Origin of the sequence: Actinokineospora sp. NBRC 105648, from assembly GCF_030269645.1 — a bacterium.
Taxonomy (GTDB): Bacteria; Actinomycetota; Actinomycetes; order Mycobacteriales; family Pseudonocardiaceae; genus Actinokineospora.
The window spans coordinates 61285-76885 of record NZ_BSTR01000007.1 but is presented as its reverse complement, the minus strand read 5'-3'; the positions used below and the strand labels follow the sequence as shown (position 1 = coordinate 76885).

At 72.6% G+C, this 15601-nt stretch carries 16 protein-coding genes; all 16 read left to right on the top strand.

Going from position 1 to position 15601, the window contains the following annotated elements:
- Window positions 1-163 precede the first annotated feature (163 nt).
- The 16 genes from QSK30_RS09150 to QSK30_RS09075 all read left to right on the top strand — a co-directional run bounded on the left by QSK30_RS09150 (window position 164) and on the right by QSK30_RS09075 (window position 15531).
- Complete coding sequence (locus QSK30_RS09150; RefSeq protein WP_502871814.1) at window positions 164-1333, top strand: L,D-transpeptidase; 1170 nt, start codon at window positions 164-166, stop codon at window positions 1331-1333.
- Window positions 1306-2151, top strand: coding sequence for an alpha/beta fold hydrolase (locus tag QSK30_RS09145; protein WP_502871809.1), 846 nt, complete (start codon window positions 1306-1308; stop codon window positions 2149-2151). Before QSK30_RS09150 ends, QSK30_RS09145 begins: the two co-directional genes overlap by 28 nt.
- Before the next feature lie 6 nt (window positions 2152-2157).
- Window positions 2158-3450 (top strand): D-inositol-3-phosphate glycosyltransferase, encoded by a 1293-nt coding sequence (gene mshA, locus QSK30_RS09140; protein ID WP_285501326.1) that lies wholly within the window; start codon window positions 2158-2160, stop codon window positions 3448-3450.
- Window positions 3447-3968 carry a type III secretion system chaperone family protein gene (locus tag QSK30_RS09135; protein ID WP_285501324.1) on the top strand — a complete coding sequence of 174 codons (522 nt, stop codon included), beginning with the start codon at window positions 3447-3449 and terminating at the stop codon, window positions 3966-3968. The genes mshA and QSK30_RS09135 overlap by 4 nt, the downstream gene beginning before the upstream one ends.
- A gap of 81 nt (window positions 3969-4049) precedes the next feature.
- Window positions 4050-4970, top strand: coding sequence for a DUF4349 domain-containing protein (locus QSK30_RS09130; RefSeq protein WP_285501322.1), 921 nt, complete (start codon window positions 4050-4052; stop codon window positions 4968-4970).
- Between the two features lie 493 nt (window positions 4971-5463).
- On the top strand, window positions 5464-6210 hold the full coding sequence (locus QSK30_RS09125; RefSeq protein ID WP_285501320.1) for a phosphoglyceromutase: 747 nt from the start codon (window positions 5464-5466) through the stop codon (window positions 6208-6210).
- A 757-nt stretch (window positions 6211-6967) separates the two neighbouring features.
- Window positions 6968-8188: a sensor histidine kinase gene (locus QSK30_RS09120; RefSeq protein ID WP_285501319.1), complete on the top strand. Its 1221-nt coding sequence runs from the start codon at window positions 6968-6970 to the stop codon at window positions 8186-8188.
- Complete coding sequence (locus QSK30_RS09115; RefSeq protein WP_285501317.1) at window positions 8185-8874, top strand: response regulator; 690 nt, start codon at window positions 8185-8187, stop codon at window positions 8872-8874. The genes QSK30_RS09120 and QSK30_RS09115 overlap by 4 nt, the downstream gene beginning before the upstream one ends.
- A 24-nt stretch (window positions 8875-8898) precedes the next feature.
- A complete protein-coding gene (locus QSK30_RS09110) occupies window positions 8899-9852 on the top strand; it encodes a Ppx/GppA phosphatase family protein (protein WP_285501315.1) in 954 nt (317 codons plus the stop codon).
- Window positions 9853-9939: 87 nt separating this feature from the next.
- On the top strand, window positions 9940-11385 hold the full coding sequence (locus QSK30_RS09105) for an Rv0497 family membrane protein (RefSeq protein WP_285501314.1): 1446 nt from the start codon (window positions 9940-9942) through the stop codon (window positions 11383-11385).
- Window positions 11382-12182: a sugar phosphate isomerase/epimerase family protein gene (locus QSK30_RS09100; protein WP_285501312.1), complete on the top strand. Its 801-nt coding sequence runs from the start codon at window positions 11382-11384 to the stop codon at window positions 12180-12182. Before QSK30_RS09105 ends, QSK30_RS09100 begins: the two co-directional genes overlap by 4 nt.
- Before the next feature lie 58 nt (window positions 12183-12240).
- Window positions 12241-13167 (top strand): proline dehydrogenase family protein, encoded by a 927-nt coding sequence (locus tag QSK30_RS09095; RefSeq protein WP_285501310.1) that lies wholly within the window; start codon window positions 12241-12243, stop codon window positions 13165-13167.
- 61 nt (window positions 13168-13228) lie between these two features.
- Window positions 13229-14086 (top strand): thioesterase family protein, encoded by an 858-nt coding sequence (locus tag QSK30_RS09090; protein WP_285501308.1) that lies wholly within the window; start codon window positions 13229-13231, stop codon window positions 14084-14086.
- A complete protein-coding gene (locus QSK30_RS09085; protein WP_285501306.1) occupies window positions 14083-14313 on the top strand; it encodes a hypothetical protein in 231 nt (76 codons plus the stop codon). Before QSK30_RS09090 ends, QSK30_RS09085 begins: the two co-directional genes overlap by 4 nt.
- 48 nt (window positions 14314-14361) lie before the next feature.
- Window positions 14362-15192: a pyrroline-5-carboxylate reductase gene (proC, locus tag QSK30_RS09080; protein ID WP_285501305.1), complete on the top strand. Its 831-nt coding sequence runs from the start codon at window positions 14362-14364 to the stop codon at window positions 15190-15192.
- A gap of 120 nt (window positions 15193-15312) precedes the next feature.
- Window positions 15313-15531 carry a helix-turn-helix domain-containing protein gene (locus QSK30_RS09075; RefSeq protein ID WP_285501303.1) on the top strand — a complete coding sequence of 73 codons (219 nt, stop codon included), beginning with the start codon at window positions 15313-15315 and terminating at the stop codon, window positions 15529-15531.
- Window positions 15532-15601 lie beyond the last annotated feature (70 nt).

Sequence of the window (15601 nt, the reverse complement as noted above, 5' to 3'; positions counted from 1 at the left end):
CTCTCCTGCGGGTATCCCCGTGGGGCGCGAAGGGGTTATGAGCACAGTCACACCTGAGGTGGCTACACCCCACCGCCGCTCAGGCGTCCTCATCGGTGGGGACAGCACTACACATTGGAGGTCCACGGTGAGACGAACGGCTTCGACGACCCGGACGCGCGGCCTGATCGGGCTCCTCTTCCTGGTTCTCGCGCTGCTCGCCGCCTGCACCTCCGAGCAACCGGGCACCGCGGGCGGGCAGGGCGCGCCGGGCGGGTCCGGCGGGGGCACCCAGGCCGAGGAGCCCGCGAAGGCCAAGCTGGTCGCCAGCCCGGCCGTGGACGCCGTCGACGTGCCGCCCGGTGAGCCGGTCAAGATCACCGTCACCGAGGGCGCCATCGACTCGGTCGAGCTGCTCTCCCCGGAGGGCAAGGCGGTCCCCGGCAAGGTCGCGGCCGACAAGCTCAGCTGGACCTCCGCCGAGGTGCTCGGCTACGCGAAGAAGTACTCCTACGCCGCCGCGGCCACCGGCTCCGACGGCAAGAAGGTGGAGCTCAAGGGCGCGTTCACCACCCTCAAGCCCGCCAAGACCCCGCGCGCGACGATCAACCCGGCCGACAACGCCACGGTGGGCGTCGGGATGCCGATCAGCGTCAAGTTCCCCGAGGGCAAGGTCACCGACAAGGCCGCGGTCGAGAAGGCGCTCAAGGTCGACACCTCCAGCCCGGTCGAGGGCTCGTGGGCGTGGCTCAACGACCAGCAGGTCGACTGGCGGCCGCAGGAGTACTGGCCCGCGGGCACCAAGGTCACCGTCACCGCGAAGCTCTACGGCCTGGCCTACGGCGGTGGCGCCTACGGCAAGGCCGACCTGAGCACGAAGTTCACCATCGGGCGCAACCAGGTGGTCAAGGTCAACACCCCGGACCACAAGATGAACGTCTACCGCGACGGCGCCGTGGTCGCGACCTACCCCTCGAGCAACGGCAAGGACGCCGACCCGGACCTGAACACGCCCAACGGCACGTTGATCGTCATGCAGAAGGACCCGGTCGGCGACTTCTCGAACCCGAAGTACGGCTACACCAACGTGATGAAGAAGTGGGCCGTGCGGATCTCCAACCACGGCGAGTTCATCCACGAGAACAACGACAACCGGGCCAACATCGGCAAGGCCAACACCTCGCACGGCTGCGTCAACCTGCTCGAGGCCGACGCCAAGGCGTACTTCGACAGCGCGCTGATCGGCGACCCGGTGGAGATCACCGGCTCGAAGGCGTCCATGCCGACCACCTCGGACGTCTACGACTGGCTGATCCCGTGGGGCCAGTGGCAGAAGATGTCGGCGCTGCGTTGATCCACGCGGTCACCGGTGCCCGGGGCGCGCGCCTGGCACTGCGCACCGCGGGCGACCCGGAGCGGCCGCCGATCGTCCTGGTGCACGGCTGGGCGCAGTCCCGCCGGTGCTGGGAGCGGCAGCTCGGCGACGCCGACGTGGCCCGTGACCACCACCTGATCGCCCTCGACCTGCGCGGTCACGGCGAGTCCGACGTCCCGCCGGACGGCTACGACGACCCGGCCGTCTGGGCTGAGGACCTCGCCGCCGTGCTCGACTTCGCCGGGGCACCCGCCGTGGTCGTCGGCTGGTCCTACGGCGGTCTGGTCGTCACCGACTACGTCCGCGAGCGCGGCTGCGCCAGCCTGGCGGGCATCGTCCTGGTGGGCGCGCTCACCGAGATCGGTCGAGGTCACCCGGGCGGCACGATCGGTGCGGCGATGCGCGCGGCAATCCCCGGTGTGCTCTCCGCCGACCCGGCTGTGGCGGTGCCCGCTGTCACCTCGCTCACACTCGCGATGACCGCCGAGCCCGCCGACGGTGCCCAGGTCCAGGCCTGGATCGGGGCCACCCTGCGGGTGCCCCCGGCGGTCCGCGGCGCCCTGTTCAGGCGAGACGTCGGCAGCGCCGAGGTGCTCGCGGGTATTACCGTGCCCACCCTGGTCGCGCACGGGACCGACGACGCGGTGGTCGCCCCGGCCGCCGCCGACTACGCCCTCGGGAAGATTCCGGGTGCGGCGGCGCGTTGGTTCCAGGGCGGGGGGCACGCGCCCTTCGCCGAGCGCGCCGACGGGTTCAACCGGGCCCTGCGCGAGTTCGCGGTGGGTCGGAAGGGGTGAACCGGGGTGGGTCCCAGGCAGCTGCGCAGTCCGCGCAGGGTCGCGGTGCTGTCGGTCCACACGTCCCCGCTGGAGCAACCCGGCACCGGTGACGCGGGCGGCATGAACGTCTACATCACCGAGACCACCACCCGGATGGCCCGGCGCGGCATCGCCGTCGAGGTGTTCACCCGGGCCACCTCCTCGGACCTGCCCCCGGTCGCCGAGCTGGCCCCCGGCGTGCTGGTCCGGCACGTGTCCGCGGGCCCGTTCGAGGGGCTGCAGCGCGCCGAGCTGCCCGGTCAGCTGTGCGCGTTCACCGCGGGCGTGCTGCGCGCCGAGGCCCGCCACGAGCCCGGCTACTACGACCTGGTGCACTCGCACTACTGGCTCTCCGGGCAGGTCGGCTGGCTGGCCCGCGAGCGCTGGGGGGTGCCGCTGGTGCACACCGCGCACACCCTGGCCAAGGTCAAGAACGCCGCGCTGGCCGCGGGTGACACCCCGGAGCCGCGGGTGCGGGTGATCGGCGAGCAGCAGGTGGTCGACGAGGCCGACCAGCTCATCGCCAACACCGCCGTCGAGGCCGCGCAGCTCGTCGACCTCTACGACGCCGCGCCGGAGAAGGTGCGGACCATCGCCCCCGGTGTCGACCTCGACCGCTTCCGCCCCGGCGACCGGCGCGCCGCCCGGGCCGGGCTGGGGCTGCCGCCGGACGCGCTGGTGATCGCCTTCGTCGGCCGGATCCAGCCGCTCAAGGCCCCCGACGTGCTGCTGCGCGCCGCGGCCGAGCTGCTGGCCCGGGGCACCGTCGCCCGGTCGCGGCTGGTCGTGCTGGTCGCGGGCGGACCTTCGGGCACGGGTCTGGACCAGCCCGCCGCGCTCCAGGACCTCGCCGCCGCGCTGGGCATCAGCGACGTGGTCCGGTTCATCCCGCCGCAGGCGGGCGCCGCGCTGGCGGCGGTCTACCGCGCGGCGGACATCGTGGCCGTGCCCAGCCACAACGAGAGCTTCGGCCTGGTCGCCCTGGAGGCCCAGGCCTGCGGTACCCCGGTCGTTGCGGCCGCTGTCGGCGGGCTGCCGGTGGCGGTGGCCGACCGCAGCTCCGGCCTGCTGGTCGACGGGCACGCGACCGCCGACTGGGCGGACGCGCTCGGCAGGCTCGCCGCCGCCCCAGGGCTGCGCGCCGAGCTGGGCGCGGGCGCACTGCGGCACGCGCACGAGTTCTCCTGGGACCGGACCACCGACGCGCTCGTCGCGGGTTACGTCGAGGCCGGGCACGCACTGCGGTACTCGCTGCTGCGTGCTGAGGTTGCGGTGTGACGGATTCACTCGACCAGGTCATCTCCGCCGCGCTCGACGAGCGCGAGGTCCCCTACGAGCACCCGCAGCCGGGCCACTTCACCCTGACGCTGCCGGGGACCAAGAAGCAGCAGACCAACTGCAGGCTGGTCGTGGGCAACCACGCCCTGCTGGTCGAGGCGTTCGTCTGCCGAGCCCCGGACGAGGCGCACGAGGCGGTCTACCGCTTCCTGCTGCGCCGCAACGCCCGCCTCTACGGCGTGCACTACACCGTCGACCGGTTGGGCGACATCTACCTGACCGGCCGGATGAGCCACGCGGCGGTGACCGCCGACGAGCTCGACCGCGTCCTCGGCCAGGTCCTGGAGACCGCCGACGGCGACTTCAACACGCTGCTGGAGATCGGCTTCGCCACCGCGATCCGGCGGGAGTGGGACTGGCGCACCTCGCGCGGGGAGTCGCTGGCCAACCTCAAGGCGTTCGAGCACCTCCTCCTGCCGACGAGTCCGGGTGGTGGCACAGCCGAGGCCGACTCGTAACCGGCATCTGGCAACGCCCCTTCGCACTGACCACGTCTGGGAGACAGACGCTTGGGACTGTGTCGGACTCGGAGGGGACCAATGACCGCGAGACGAGCCCGCTTAGCCGGGTTGCTGATAGCCATGACGGCCGTGGGGATGGCCGGGTGCTCGTCGCAGGACAGCAGCTCGTCGGGAGGCGCGCCCGCGCGCGCGGTGGCGCCAGCACTGCCCGGTGACGCCGCCGCCGAGAGCGACAACAGCGCTACCAGCGGCTCGGGGGCGAAGGCGGCCGCACCAACGGCCAGCGGCGCTGACCAGCCCAAGACCGACCCGGTAAGCCAGCCTGGAGTTGACCGCAAGCTGGTCCGCACGGCGACGGTAGAGCTATCGGCGGACTCGGTGTTCGAGGCTGTCGGCAAGGCCAAGAACGCCGTGGTGGTCGTCGGCGGCTACACCGGGCAGGAACAGGTCTCCGAGCGGTACGCGACGCTGACCCTGTTCGTGCCCTCCGACCGGCTCGACTCCGTGCTCACCCAGGTGGGCGGTGCGGGCAAGGTCCGGTCGCAGTCGCAGACCGCGCAGGACGTCACCGAGCAGGTCGTCGACGTGGACAGCCGGATCCAGACCCAGCGGGCCAGCCTCAACCGGGTCCGGCTGCTGCTCGACCGGGCGACCGGGATCTCCGAGATCGTCCAGCTGGAGTCCGAGGTGACCCGCCGCGAGGCCGACCTGGAGTCGCTTCTCAAGCGGCAGCAGGCGCTCGCGGGAAGTGTGGCGATGTCGACGGTGACTGTGCGGATCAGCCAGGACGGAGCGCCCGCGCCGGTGCGGGAGGAGGACGACGACTCGTTCCTCGGCGCACTGGCAGTGGGGTGGAACGCGTTCCTGGACGCGGGTGGGTTCGTCCTGCGTGTGGTCGGGACGGTGCTGCCGTTCGCGGTGGTCCTCGCGGTGCCCGCTTACCTGTGGTGGCGGTCTAGGCGGCGCGCGCGGCCCAAGCCTGCGGAGATCCCGGCTTAAGAGTCGCGGGGCGGTTCGAGCGAGGGGGGAGTCGTAGATCCCGAACCGCCCCGCGCCAGCCCGCTGCGTCCCGTGGCGGGGGGAGCCCGGGACAGCGCGGGCCCGGCGGCTCGGCAGGGGAGTCGAGCCGCGCGGGACGCCGCCCGGACCAGGGAGTGCGTGGGAGCTGGTCCAGTGCGGCTTAGGTCAACTTGTCAGATGCCGGACAACTGCACAAGGCCGACTGTTACACCATTCGTGGATGTTGCTGCCAGTGAGTAACTATTCGGTTACGGAATTGTGTGATCTAACAACTATCGGTGCGAAGACGCGCAGATGGCGGCGGCAAGTTAGCCCGAACGGGCTATCGAGTGTGGTGTGCATGACACCTGCTGCGCCGGGCGGTCCAGCCACTGCCGCCCTTTAGTCCAGAACAACTGTTTGGCGGTCGTGTCAAGCCCGCCCGGTGTGCGGCTCCGCCGGGGGTCGGCGGCCCGTCTGGCAGGCTTCCGCCATGGCCATCGCAACCCTGGTGCTGCTCCGCCACGGCGAGAGCGTGTGGAACGCACAGAACCTGTTCACCGGCTGGGTTGACGTCCAGCTATCCGACAAGGGCGTCACCGAGGCGACCCGGGGCGGCGAACTGCTGCGCGCCGCGAACGTCCTCCCCGACGTCGTGCACACCTCCCTGCAGCGGCGCGCGATCACCACGGCGAACCTGGCCCTCGACGCCGCCGACCGGCACTGGATCCCGGTCAAGCGCGACTGGCGGCTCAACGAGCGGCACTACGGGGCGCTGCAGGGCAAGGACAAGAAGCAGACCCTCGCGGAGTTCGGCGAGCAGCAGTTCATGCTCTGGCGCCGCTCCTACGACGTCCCGCCGCCCCCGATCGAGAAGGGCAGCGAGTTCAGCCAGGACGCCGACCCCCGCTACGCCCACCTCGGCGACCGCGCACCGCTGTCCGAGTGCCTCAAGGACGTCTTCGCCCGGCTGATCCCGTACTGGGAGGACGAGATCGTCCCCGACCTCCGCGCGGGCAAGACGGTGCTGGTCGCCGCACACGGCAACTCGCTGCGCGCCCTGGTCAAGCACCTCGACGGCATCTCCGACGAGGCCATCGCCGGCCTGAACATCCCCACCGGCATCCCGCTGCGCTACGACCTGGACGACACCCTCAAACCCACCACCCCCGGCGGCGAATACCTCGACCCCGAGGCCGCCGCCGCCGCGATCAACAAGGTCGCCAATCAGGGCCGCTAGCAGCCACGACCACGAGCCGCACCTCCCCGCCCGCGCTGGCCACCGCCACGCAGGCGGGGAGGGCCCTGGTCATCCACTTCGACCAACCCGACTAACCCAACCGGTTGGCGCGACACCCCGGCTGCACCGACACCCCCGCCGCACGACAGCACGGGTGAACGCACCCCGCCGCTTTTGCCTCCGCGAGCCGAGTGCCCCTTCTGCCTCGCCCGCCCGAGCTTGCTCAAGCCCCACGCCAAGCCCCATCGCGGACGCCCAAAAACTCCAGCAACCCTTGTCTCCCAACACAACCGCACCTCACAACCCACCTGCTGGATTGGGTGGAGTGGCTTTGTCTGGGGGGAGGGGCGATCGTAAACTTGCTGTGGTCGTGGGATGCCCTTCCCCACCCGCTTTTCCCACGACGATCGCCCCTAGGGGCCCCGGGCAAAGCCACTCCACCCAATCCAGCACCCCGCCCGAGCAAACCCCGAGGCGCACCCCACCCCCAGGCAAGCCGCACGCAAGCAAGCCCCGAGGCGCGTCCACCAAGAGCCCGACACGACCAAGACCCATACGCCCGGGTGTGATCCCCCGAACAGGGAATGGACGGCAGCAACGCCCGCAGCACCCCCGAAAGCTACTGATCAGTAGGACACGATCGAGTGAACGAGGCTTGGCCGGTCGGGGAACAAGCAGGCGCAACGGTGTCGGCACGGTCACCAATGCGCCGTCCGGGCTGGTCAAAGGGCCGGTCCGACTGCTTACGATCCATGGCGTGGCCGCCCCGGTCTATTTCGCGCTGTCGCTCGGCATCCTGCTGATCGGCCTGTTCGTCGGTTTCCTGATCGGCCGCTCCCGGCCGCGGAACACCGGCCGCACGCCGACCGGCCCCACCGTCGCCGACCTGGTCCAACGGATCATCCACTCCACCCACACCGGCGTGGTGGTGCTCAACCACTTCGGTGACGTGGTGATCCACAACCCGCGCGCCGAGGAGCTCGGCCTGGTGCGCAACAACCGGGTCGACGACCGCGCCCGCAAGGCCGCCGAGGTGGTGGTCGAGACCAACGAGCCGATCGAGATCGATCTCTCGCCGTTGGAGTCGCGCGGCGGCCGCACGCCGGAGGCGGTGCTCGGCGAGGTCCGGCCGCTCGGCGACGGGTTCACCGCCGTCGACGCCGACGACCAGTCCGAGGCGGTCCGGCTGGAGGCCACCCGGCGCGACTTCGTGGCCAACGTCAGCCACGAGCTCAAGACCCCGGTCGGCGCGATGGCCCTGCTGGCCGAGGCCGTCCTCGACGCCGCGGACGACCCGGTCGAGGTGCGCCGGTTCACCGCCAAGATCCTGCGCGAGGGCAACCGGCTCGGGCTGCTGGTCACCGAGCTGATCGCGCTGTCGCGGCTGCAGGGCGCCGAGCGGCTGCCGGAGATGAACACCGTCGACGTCGACGCCGTGGTGCGCGAGGCCATGGGCCGCGCCCAGCTGGTCATGGAGTCCACCGGCATCGAGGTCACCACCGACGAGGACAGCGGCCTGCTGGTCGAGGGCGACCGCACGCTGCTGGTGACGGCCCTGTCGAACCTGCTGGAGAACGCGCTGGCCTACTCGCCACCGGGCAGTCCGGTGTCGGTGAGCCGCACCCGCGCGGGCGGGTTCATCGAGATCGCGGTGACCGACCGCGGCATCGGCATCGCCGAGGAGGAGCAGCAGCGGGTGTTCGAGCGGTTCTACCGCGTCGACAAGGCCCGCTCGCGCGCCACCGGCGGCACCGGCCTCGGGCTGGCGATCGTCAAGCACGTCGCGGCCAACCACGGCGGCGAGGTGCGGCTGTGGAGCAAGCCCGGTCTCGGGTCGACCTTCACCCTGCGCATACCCGCGCACATCGACACCCCGGCGGAGACCACCAACGGCGTGGAGCTCATCAAGGTGGGCGGCCGGGGGAGCGCACCGTCGAAAGCCGACGGCGCGGTTACCGATCACGGAGGAATGGCATGACGAGAGTGCTGATCGTCGAGGACGAGGAGTCCTTCGCCGACCCGCTTGCCTTCCTGCTGCGCAAGGAGGGCTTCACCGCCGCGGTGGCCGCGACCGGCCAGCAGGCGCTGGAGGAGTTCGACCGCAACGGCGCCGACATCGTGCTGCTGGACCTGATGCTGCCCGGGATGAGCGGCACCGACGTCTGCAAGGCGCTGCGCCAGCGCTCGGCCGTGCCGGTGATCATGGTGACCGCCCGGGACAGCGAGATCGACAAGGTGGTCGGGCTCGAGCTCGGCGCCGACGACTACGTCACCAAGCCGTACTCCGCGCGCGAGCTGATCGCCCGGGTCCGCGCGGTGCTGCGCCGCGGCGGCGAGGCCGGTGGCGACGGCGAGCTGCTGCCCCAGGTGCTCGCGGCCGGACCGGTCCGAATGGACGTCGAGCGGCACGTGGTCACTGTGGACGGCACCGACATCCCGTTGCCGCTCAAGGAGTTCGACCTGCTGGAGTACCTGCTGCGCAACGTCGGCCGGGTGCTCACCCGCGGCCAGCTCATCGACCGGGTGTGGGGCGCGGACTACGTCGGGGACACCAAGACCCTGGACGTGCACGTCAAGCGGCTGCGGTCCAAGATCGAGCCCGACCCGGCCTCGCCGCGGCACCTGGTCACGGTGCGCGGCCTGGGTTACAAGTTCGAGTCCTGATCACCCGACCTGTACGGTTCTGCCGTGCGCCTAGGTGTGCTTGACGTCGGCTCCAACACCGTCCACCTGCTCGTGGTGGACGCTCGTCGGGGTGCCCACCCGACGCCCGCCCGGTCGGAGAAGACCGTGCTGCGGCTGGCCGAGCGGATCACCGCCTCCGGCCAGCTGTCCCGGGTGGGCGCCGACGAGCTGGTCCGGACGGTGGCCGCGGCCAAGGAGTCCTCGGTCCGGTTGGGCTGCGAGGACCTGATGGCCTTCGCCACCTCGGCGGTGCGCGAGGCGGGCAACTCCGCCGCGGTGCTGCGCCGGGTGGCCAAGGAGACCGGGGTCGAGCTCAAGGTCCTCTCCGGGGAGGACGAGGCCCGCTACACCTTCCTCGCCGCCCGCCGCTGGTACGGCTGGTCGGCGGGCAACCTGCTGGTCCTCGACATCGGCGGCGGCTCGCTGGAGATCGCCGCCGGGATCGACGAGGACCCCGACTTCGCCTGGTCGCTGCCGCTGGGCGCGGGCAGGCTCACCCGGACCCGGTTCACCAGCGACCCGCCGACCCGCGAGCAGGTGGGGCGCACCGCGGAGTGGCTGGCCGACCAGCTCGCCCCGGTCGCCCGGCGCGCGGCCAAGTTCGGCGTGCCCGACCGCGCGGTGGCCACCTCCAAGACCTTCCGCACCCTGGCCCGGCTCACCGGTGCCGCGCCGTCCTCGGCCGGGCCCCGGGTGCGCCGGGTGCTCACCGAGACCGGGCTGAGCCAGCTGATCGCCTTCGTCACCCGGATGTCGGCCGCGGACCTGGCCCAGCTGGAGGGCGTGAGCCCCAGCCGGGCGCACCAACTGGTGGCCGGGGCGCTGGTGGCGCAGGCCACTATGCGAGCGTTGTCACTGCCCGAGGTGGAGATCGGGCCGTGGGCGCTGCGCGAGGGCGTCATCCTCCGACGGCTGGACCAGACGAATGGTGAGGACCACACTGTCCTCTCGGACTGACATGATCGGGGTGGCCGCGCCAGCGCGGTCACCCGCGGAGCGTGCCGGCACTGGACGGATCGGCCAGCACGGGGCACGGTGGAGTGGATGAGTCAAGAAGGCGGTTCGGAACAGCGCACTGTCGCCGAGTTGCTGGCCAAGTACGGCGGCAGCTCGGGTGAGAGCGCCCCCAGGCGTCGTCGGCGCAAGCCAGACGACGCCTCGGAGACCGCTCCGCAGGCGATCATCGAGCGGGTCATGTCCGACAGCGGCAAGCTGCTGCCGATCCGCGAGGACCAGGGCCCGCACGAGCGCACCTCGCACCGGCAGGGCCGCCCGCAGCCGTCCCAGCAGCTGCCCGTCCCCCCGCAGGCCCAGCCGCGGCCGCCGGTCGAGCTGCCCCCCACCGAGCGCCGGGGCCCGGTCAACGGCCGGGTCGAGCAGCCGCCCACCGAGCAGCACCGCCCGGTCGTCCCGCCCCGCCCGGGGCAGCGGCCGCCGCGGGTCGACCCGGTCCAGCCGCCGACCGAGCAGCACCGCCCGGTCGCGCCGCCGCCGCACGCCCCGCAGCGGGTCATGCCGCCGGTCGACCAGCGCCCGCCCGCCGCCCGGCTCGACCAGGCCGAACCGCACACCGAGCAGCTGCCCCGGGTGCCCGCCGAACCCGGCGGGCCGCCGCGCCCGCTCGGTGAGCCCGGCCCGGCCGTCGACCGGACGCGCCCACCCGAACCCGACCGACCCGTCGGCCCGCCGCCGGGGCGGCTGCCGCCGGTGCCCGTCGACGACCGCGGTCCGGACCCGGCCGAGCCCCCCGCCGGGCTGGCCAAGGCGCCCAACCGCGCCCCGCTGCTGCCCCGCCGGGCGCCCGGCACAGCTCGCGGGCCCCAGCCGTCCCAGCAGCAACCCGCCCAGCAGCAACAGCCCTCGCAGCAGTTGCCCGCCCCGCCGCCGGACGCGCCCGGCCCCGGCAGGCCCGGGTTCGGGCCGCAGCGCGGCAGGCCGGAGTTCGCAGGTGACTCGGCCGAGACCGCGGTCGACGCGAGCGGCCCGCCGCCGGAGTTCCACGAGGAGTTCGAGGGCTTCGACGACAAGGCTGCGGGCCGGTTCACCGACTACGAGGCGCACGACGAGTTCCCCGCCGGGCGGCCGCCGCGCGGCCGGGCCGCGGGCGCCGACCTCGATGACGAGTTCGACGACTTCGACGACCGGGACGAGCGCACCGACCTCGACGACCGGGACGACGAGGACGACCGGGAGCGGGCCGAGGAGGCCGAGCCCGCGGCCGAGGGCTCGCCCGGGCGCGAGTGGCTGATCATGGCCGGGCAGCTGGCCCTGGGCGTGGTCGGCGGCGCGGCCGTCTGGCTGGGCTTCAACTGGCTCTGGCGGGTGCTGCCCGCCGCCGCCCTGATCGGCGCGCTGGTCGTGATCGTCGGACTGGTGCTGATCGTGCGCAAGGTCCGCAAGGCCGAGGACCTGCAGACCACCGTGCTGGCCGTGCTGGTCGGCCTGCTCGCGACGGTCTCCCCGGCCGCCCTGCTGCTGCTGGGGCGTTGACCCGGGTCCCGATCGGCCTGTCCACGGCGTCGGTGTGGCCGCGGACGGCCTCGGCGGCCTTCGAGCTGGCGGGCGAGCTGGGCTACGACGGCGTCGAGGTGATGGTCTGGGCCGACCCGCTCAGCCAGGACGTGCCCGCGCTGGCCCGCCGCGCCCGGCGCACCGGGGTCCCGGTCATGGCGGTGCACGCGCCGTGCTTGTTGATCACCCAGCGGATCTGGTCGCCGGACCCCGAGGTGCGGTTGCGCCGAGCGGTGGAGGCCGCGCAGGACCTGGGCGCGCCGACCGTCGTGGTGCACCCGCCGTTCCGCTGGCAGCGCCGCTACGCCGACGGGTTCGCCGACCTGGTCACCGGGCTGGAGGACACCAGCGGGGTCGCCGTCGCGGTGGAGAACATGTTCCCGGTGCGGCGCGAGCTGGGTGTGCGGTCGGTGGAGATGACCGCGTTCCGGCCCTCGATCGACCCGACCGACGTCGGGCACCGCAACTACACCATCGACCTGTCGCACACCTCGGCCGCGCGGATGGACGCGATGGCGCTGGCCGGCCGGATGGGCGACAACCTGCGGCACGTCCACCTGGCCGACGGCACCGGCCTGCGCAAGGACGAGCACCTGGTGCCCGGCCGCGGCGACCAGCCGTGCGCGCGGCTGTGCGAGTGGCTGGTCGAGCGGGGCTTCACCGGCCAGGTGGTGGTCGAGATCAGCACCCGGCGGGCCCGCGACCCGGCCGACCGGGTGCGCGACCTGGCCGAGGCGCTGCTGTTCGCCCGCCTGCACCTAGGCGAAACGGCCTAAACGTAGGACGACCGGACGGATGGTTGCGCGCGGGCGATCGGGCCGTACAGTTCCGCTCGTGAACCCGTTGCGCTCGTTGATCCTGGCTGCCGCCCGAAACGGCACCATCCGCCGTCTGGTGGCGACCGCTCCCGTCAGCCGGGACGTGGTCCGCCGCTTCGTGGCGGGCGAGACCACCGCCGAGGCGGTCGCCGTCACCCGGCGGCTCGTCCAGTCCGGTCTCACCGTCACCCTCGACTACCTCGGTGAGGACACCACCGACGCGTCCCTGGCCGAGCACACCGTGCAGGCCTACCTGGACCTGCTGGGCCAGTTGCACGCCGAGGGCCTGTCCGACCGGGCTGAGGTCAGTGTCAAGCTCTCGGCCGTCGGACAGCTCCTGGACGAGGACCTGGCGCTGGAGAACGCCTCGCGCATCTGCCGGGCGGCCGAGGCGGCGGGCACGACGGTCACCCTCGACATGGAGGACCACACCACCACCGACTCGACCCTGCGCATCCTGGCCCAGCTGCGGACCAGTTGGCCGTGGGTCGGCGCGGTGATCCAGTCCTACCTGCACCGCACCCTCGACGACGCCACCGCGCTGGCGACCGAGGGGTCGCGGGTGCGGCTGTGCAAGGGCGCCTACAAGGAGCCCGAGAGCGTCGCCTTCCAGGAGATGGAAGAGGTCGACAAGAGCTACGTGCGCTGCATGAACGCGCTGCTGGCGGGCGAGGGCTACCCGAAGTTCGCCACCCACGACCCGCGCCTGGTGCGGATCATCGGCGAGCGCGCGGAGGCGCACGGCCGCAAGCCCGGGACCTTCGAGCACCAGATGCTCTTCGGCATCCGACCCGAGGAGCAGCTCCGGTTGGCCCAGCTCGGCCACACCGTGCGGGTGTACGTCCCCTACGGCGGCGAGTGGTACGGGTACCTCATGCGCAGGATGGCCGAGCGCCCGGCCAACACGGTCTTCTTCCTGCGCGCGCTGGTGTCCAAGAGCTGAGTCGCGCTTGATCCGTGGCACAGCGCAAAATCGCGAGCGCGGGCGTGGCAGGCTATCGCCCATGAGTAGTGCTGCTGGGCACGGCGACGTCCGGGCGGGCGGTCCGGCCCCCGCAGGCGGGGCGTTCGCCGCGGCCGTTCGGGTGCGACCGCTGGGAGACGGCACATTCACCGCCGATCTCCCGGCGCCCTGGACGGTCGGTGGGCGCCCGCACGGGGGTTTCCTGATGGCCTTGCTGGCCAAGGCCGCGGTCGCGACGCATAGCGGCGCGGGCGCACCGCTGGTCGACCCGCTGTCGGTGAGCGCGCAGTTCCTGCGCCCGCCGGGGGTCGGCCCGGTGCTGCTGCGCACCGACGTGCGCAAATCGGGCAGGCGCACCACGGTGGTGGCCGTGCACCTGGAGCAGAGCGGGCACAGCTGCGTCGAGGGCGTGGTCACCACCGGTCGGCTGCCTCGGGAGCGGGCGGCCTGGGCCGACCTGCCCAACCAGCCCGCCGAGCCGCCCGGCAACGCCATCGACCTGGCCGCGGTCCCGTCGGCCTCGGCGTTCAAGCTCAGCGAGGTCTGCGACGTGCGCCTGGACCCCAACGGCGCCGGGTTCCTGCACGGCCACATCGGCGACCCGCTGCGGCTGCGGCTGTGGGCGCGGCCGCGCGGTGAGCACGCCGACCCGCTGTTCGCGCTGGTGGCGGGCGACATCTCGATGCCGGTGACGTTCAACCTGGGCAGGCTGGGCTGGTCGCCCACGGTGCAGCTGACCGCGCACCTGCGGTCCCGCCCGGCGCCGGGCTGGCTGCGCATCCAGGTGGAGTCCAAGGCGGTGCACGGGATGTGGTTCGACTCCGACGCCACCGTCGTCGACGCCACCGGCAGGCTGGTCTGCCAGGCCCGCCAGCTGGCCCTCTCGGCGATCGGATGACCGAACCCCCCGACTGGCTGGTGCCCGCGCCGGGGCCGCCGCCGGACCGGCGCCGGGCCCGCCGCCTGCTGGTGCTGACCGGTGCCGCCCTGCTGGTCGCCGCCGGTGCGACCTGGGCGGTCGCGCTGGCGGGCGACGACCCCGGGGTGGTCGTCTGCTCGACCGCGCCGGACCTCGACCCGGCGTACGAGACGCTGATCCGGCTGGTCTCGGGTTCGGACTGCTAGCGCCGGTTGTCGGCGACTGTCCGGCGCAGGGTCGTTAGCCTGATCGGCATGACTGAGGCGAACCCCCGGCCCGTGATCGCCGTGCTCGGCGCGGGCAAGATCGGCGAGGCGCTGCTGTCCGGGCTGCTGCACGGCGGCAGGCAGGCCGAGCAGCTGCTGTTCACTGAGCGCTCGGCCGAGCGCGCCGCGCAGCTGACCGCCACCTACGGCATCCGCGGCGTCGACGTGCCGACCGCGGCCAAGAGCGCCGACGTGCTGGTCGTGGCCGTCAAGCCGCAGGACATCGAGCCGCTGCTGGACGACCTGGCCCCCGCTGTGACCGCGGACACCCTCGTCGTCTCGCTGTGCGCGGGGCTGCCCACGGCGCTGTTCGAGCGGCGGCTGCCGCCCGGGGTGCCGGTCGTCCGGGTCATGCCGAACACCCCGATGCTGGTCGGCGAGGCGATGAGCGCGATCTCCCCCGGCGCGCACGCCGGGGCCGAGCACCTGGCCGTGGTCGAGGAGATCCTCTCCGTGGTCGGCAAGGTCGTGCGGGTGCCCGAGTCGCAGCAGGACGCGGTGACCGCGCTCTCGGGTTCCGGTCCGGCGTACTTCTTCTTCCTGGTCGAGGCCATGATCGACGCGGGCATCCTGCTCGGCCTGCCGCGCGCGGTGGCCGAGAAGCTGATCGTGCAGTCGGCGGTGGGCGCCGCGGCGATGCTGGTCGAGACCGGCGAGCACCCGGTGACCCTGCGCGAGGCCGTGACCTCGCCCGCGGGCACCACGATCATGGCCATCCGGGAGCTGGAGCGGCACGGCGTGCGGGCCGCGCTGCTGGCCGCCATCGAGGCCGCCCGCGACCGCTCCCGCGAGCTCGGCGCGGCGCACGACGCAGATTGAGCCGAAAGTGACGTCGCACCAGTCACACGTGTCCCGCTACTCTCGATCGGTACACGTGCGTGTCGAAACCGTCGGTGGGGAAGCCGGCGGCGCGACGCGTGGTTAAGGACGCGGTGGATCATGCCTGCGAGCAAGCGCGACCAAGATCCCCACGGACTACCGCAGGTGCAATTCCTGACGGTGGCCGAGGTGGCGACCCTGATGCGGGTCTCGAAGATGACGGTTTACCGGCTCGTGCACAGCGGCGAACTGCCCGCCGTGCGGGTCGGCAAGTCCTTCCGCGTGCCGGAGAAGGCCGTGCACGACTACCTGCAGAACGCCTACTTCGACGCGGGCTGAGCCGCCCGGCGACGAAGGGGTGAACACGAGCGGGTACTCTGGTCAGCCGTTGTGCCTGGTGTCCTGGCGT

Coding starts and splice junctions, on each gene's coding strand:
- QSK30_RS09130 (WP_285501322.1), top strand. CDS start 4,050: ATGACCGCGAGACGAGCCCGCTTAGCCGGGTTGCTGATAGCCATGACG.
- QSK30_RS09125 (WP_285501320.1), top strand. CDS start 5,464: ATGGCCATCGCAACCCTGGTGCTGCTCCGCCACGGCGAGAGCGTGTGG.
- QSK30_RS09115 (WP_285501317.1), top strand. CDS start 8,185: ATGACGAGAGTGCTGATCGTCGAGGACGAGGAGTCCTTCGCCGACCCG.
- QSK30_RS09105 (WP_285501314.1), top strand. CDS start 9,940: ATGAGTCAAGAAGGCGGTTCGGAACAGCGCACTGTCGCCGAGTTGCTG.
- QSK30_RS09090 (WP_285501308.1), top strand. CDS start 13,229: ATGAGTAGTGCTGCTGGGCACGGCGACGTCCGGGCGGGCGGTCCGGCC.
- QSK30_RS09085 (WP_285501306.1), top strand. CDS start 14,083: ATGACCGAACCCCCCGACTGGCTGGTGCCCGCGCCGGGGCCGCCGCCG.
- proC (WP_285501305.1), top strand. CDS start 14,362: ATGACTGAGGCGAACCCCCGGCCCGTGATCGCCGTGCTCGGCGCGGGC.
- QSK30_RS09075 (WP_285501303.1), top strand. CDS start 15,313: ATGCCTGCGAGCAAGCGCGACCAAGATCCCCACGGACTACCGCAGGTG.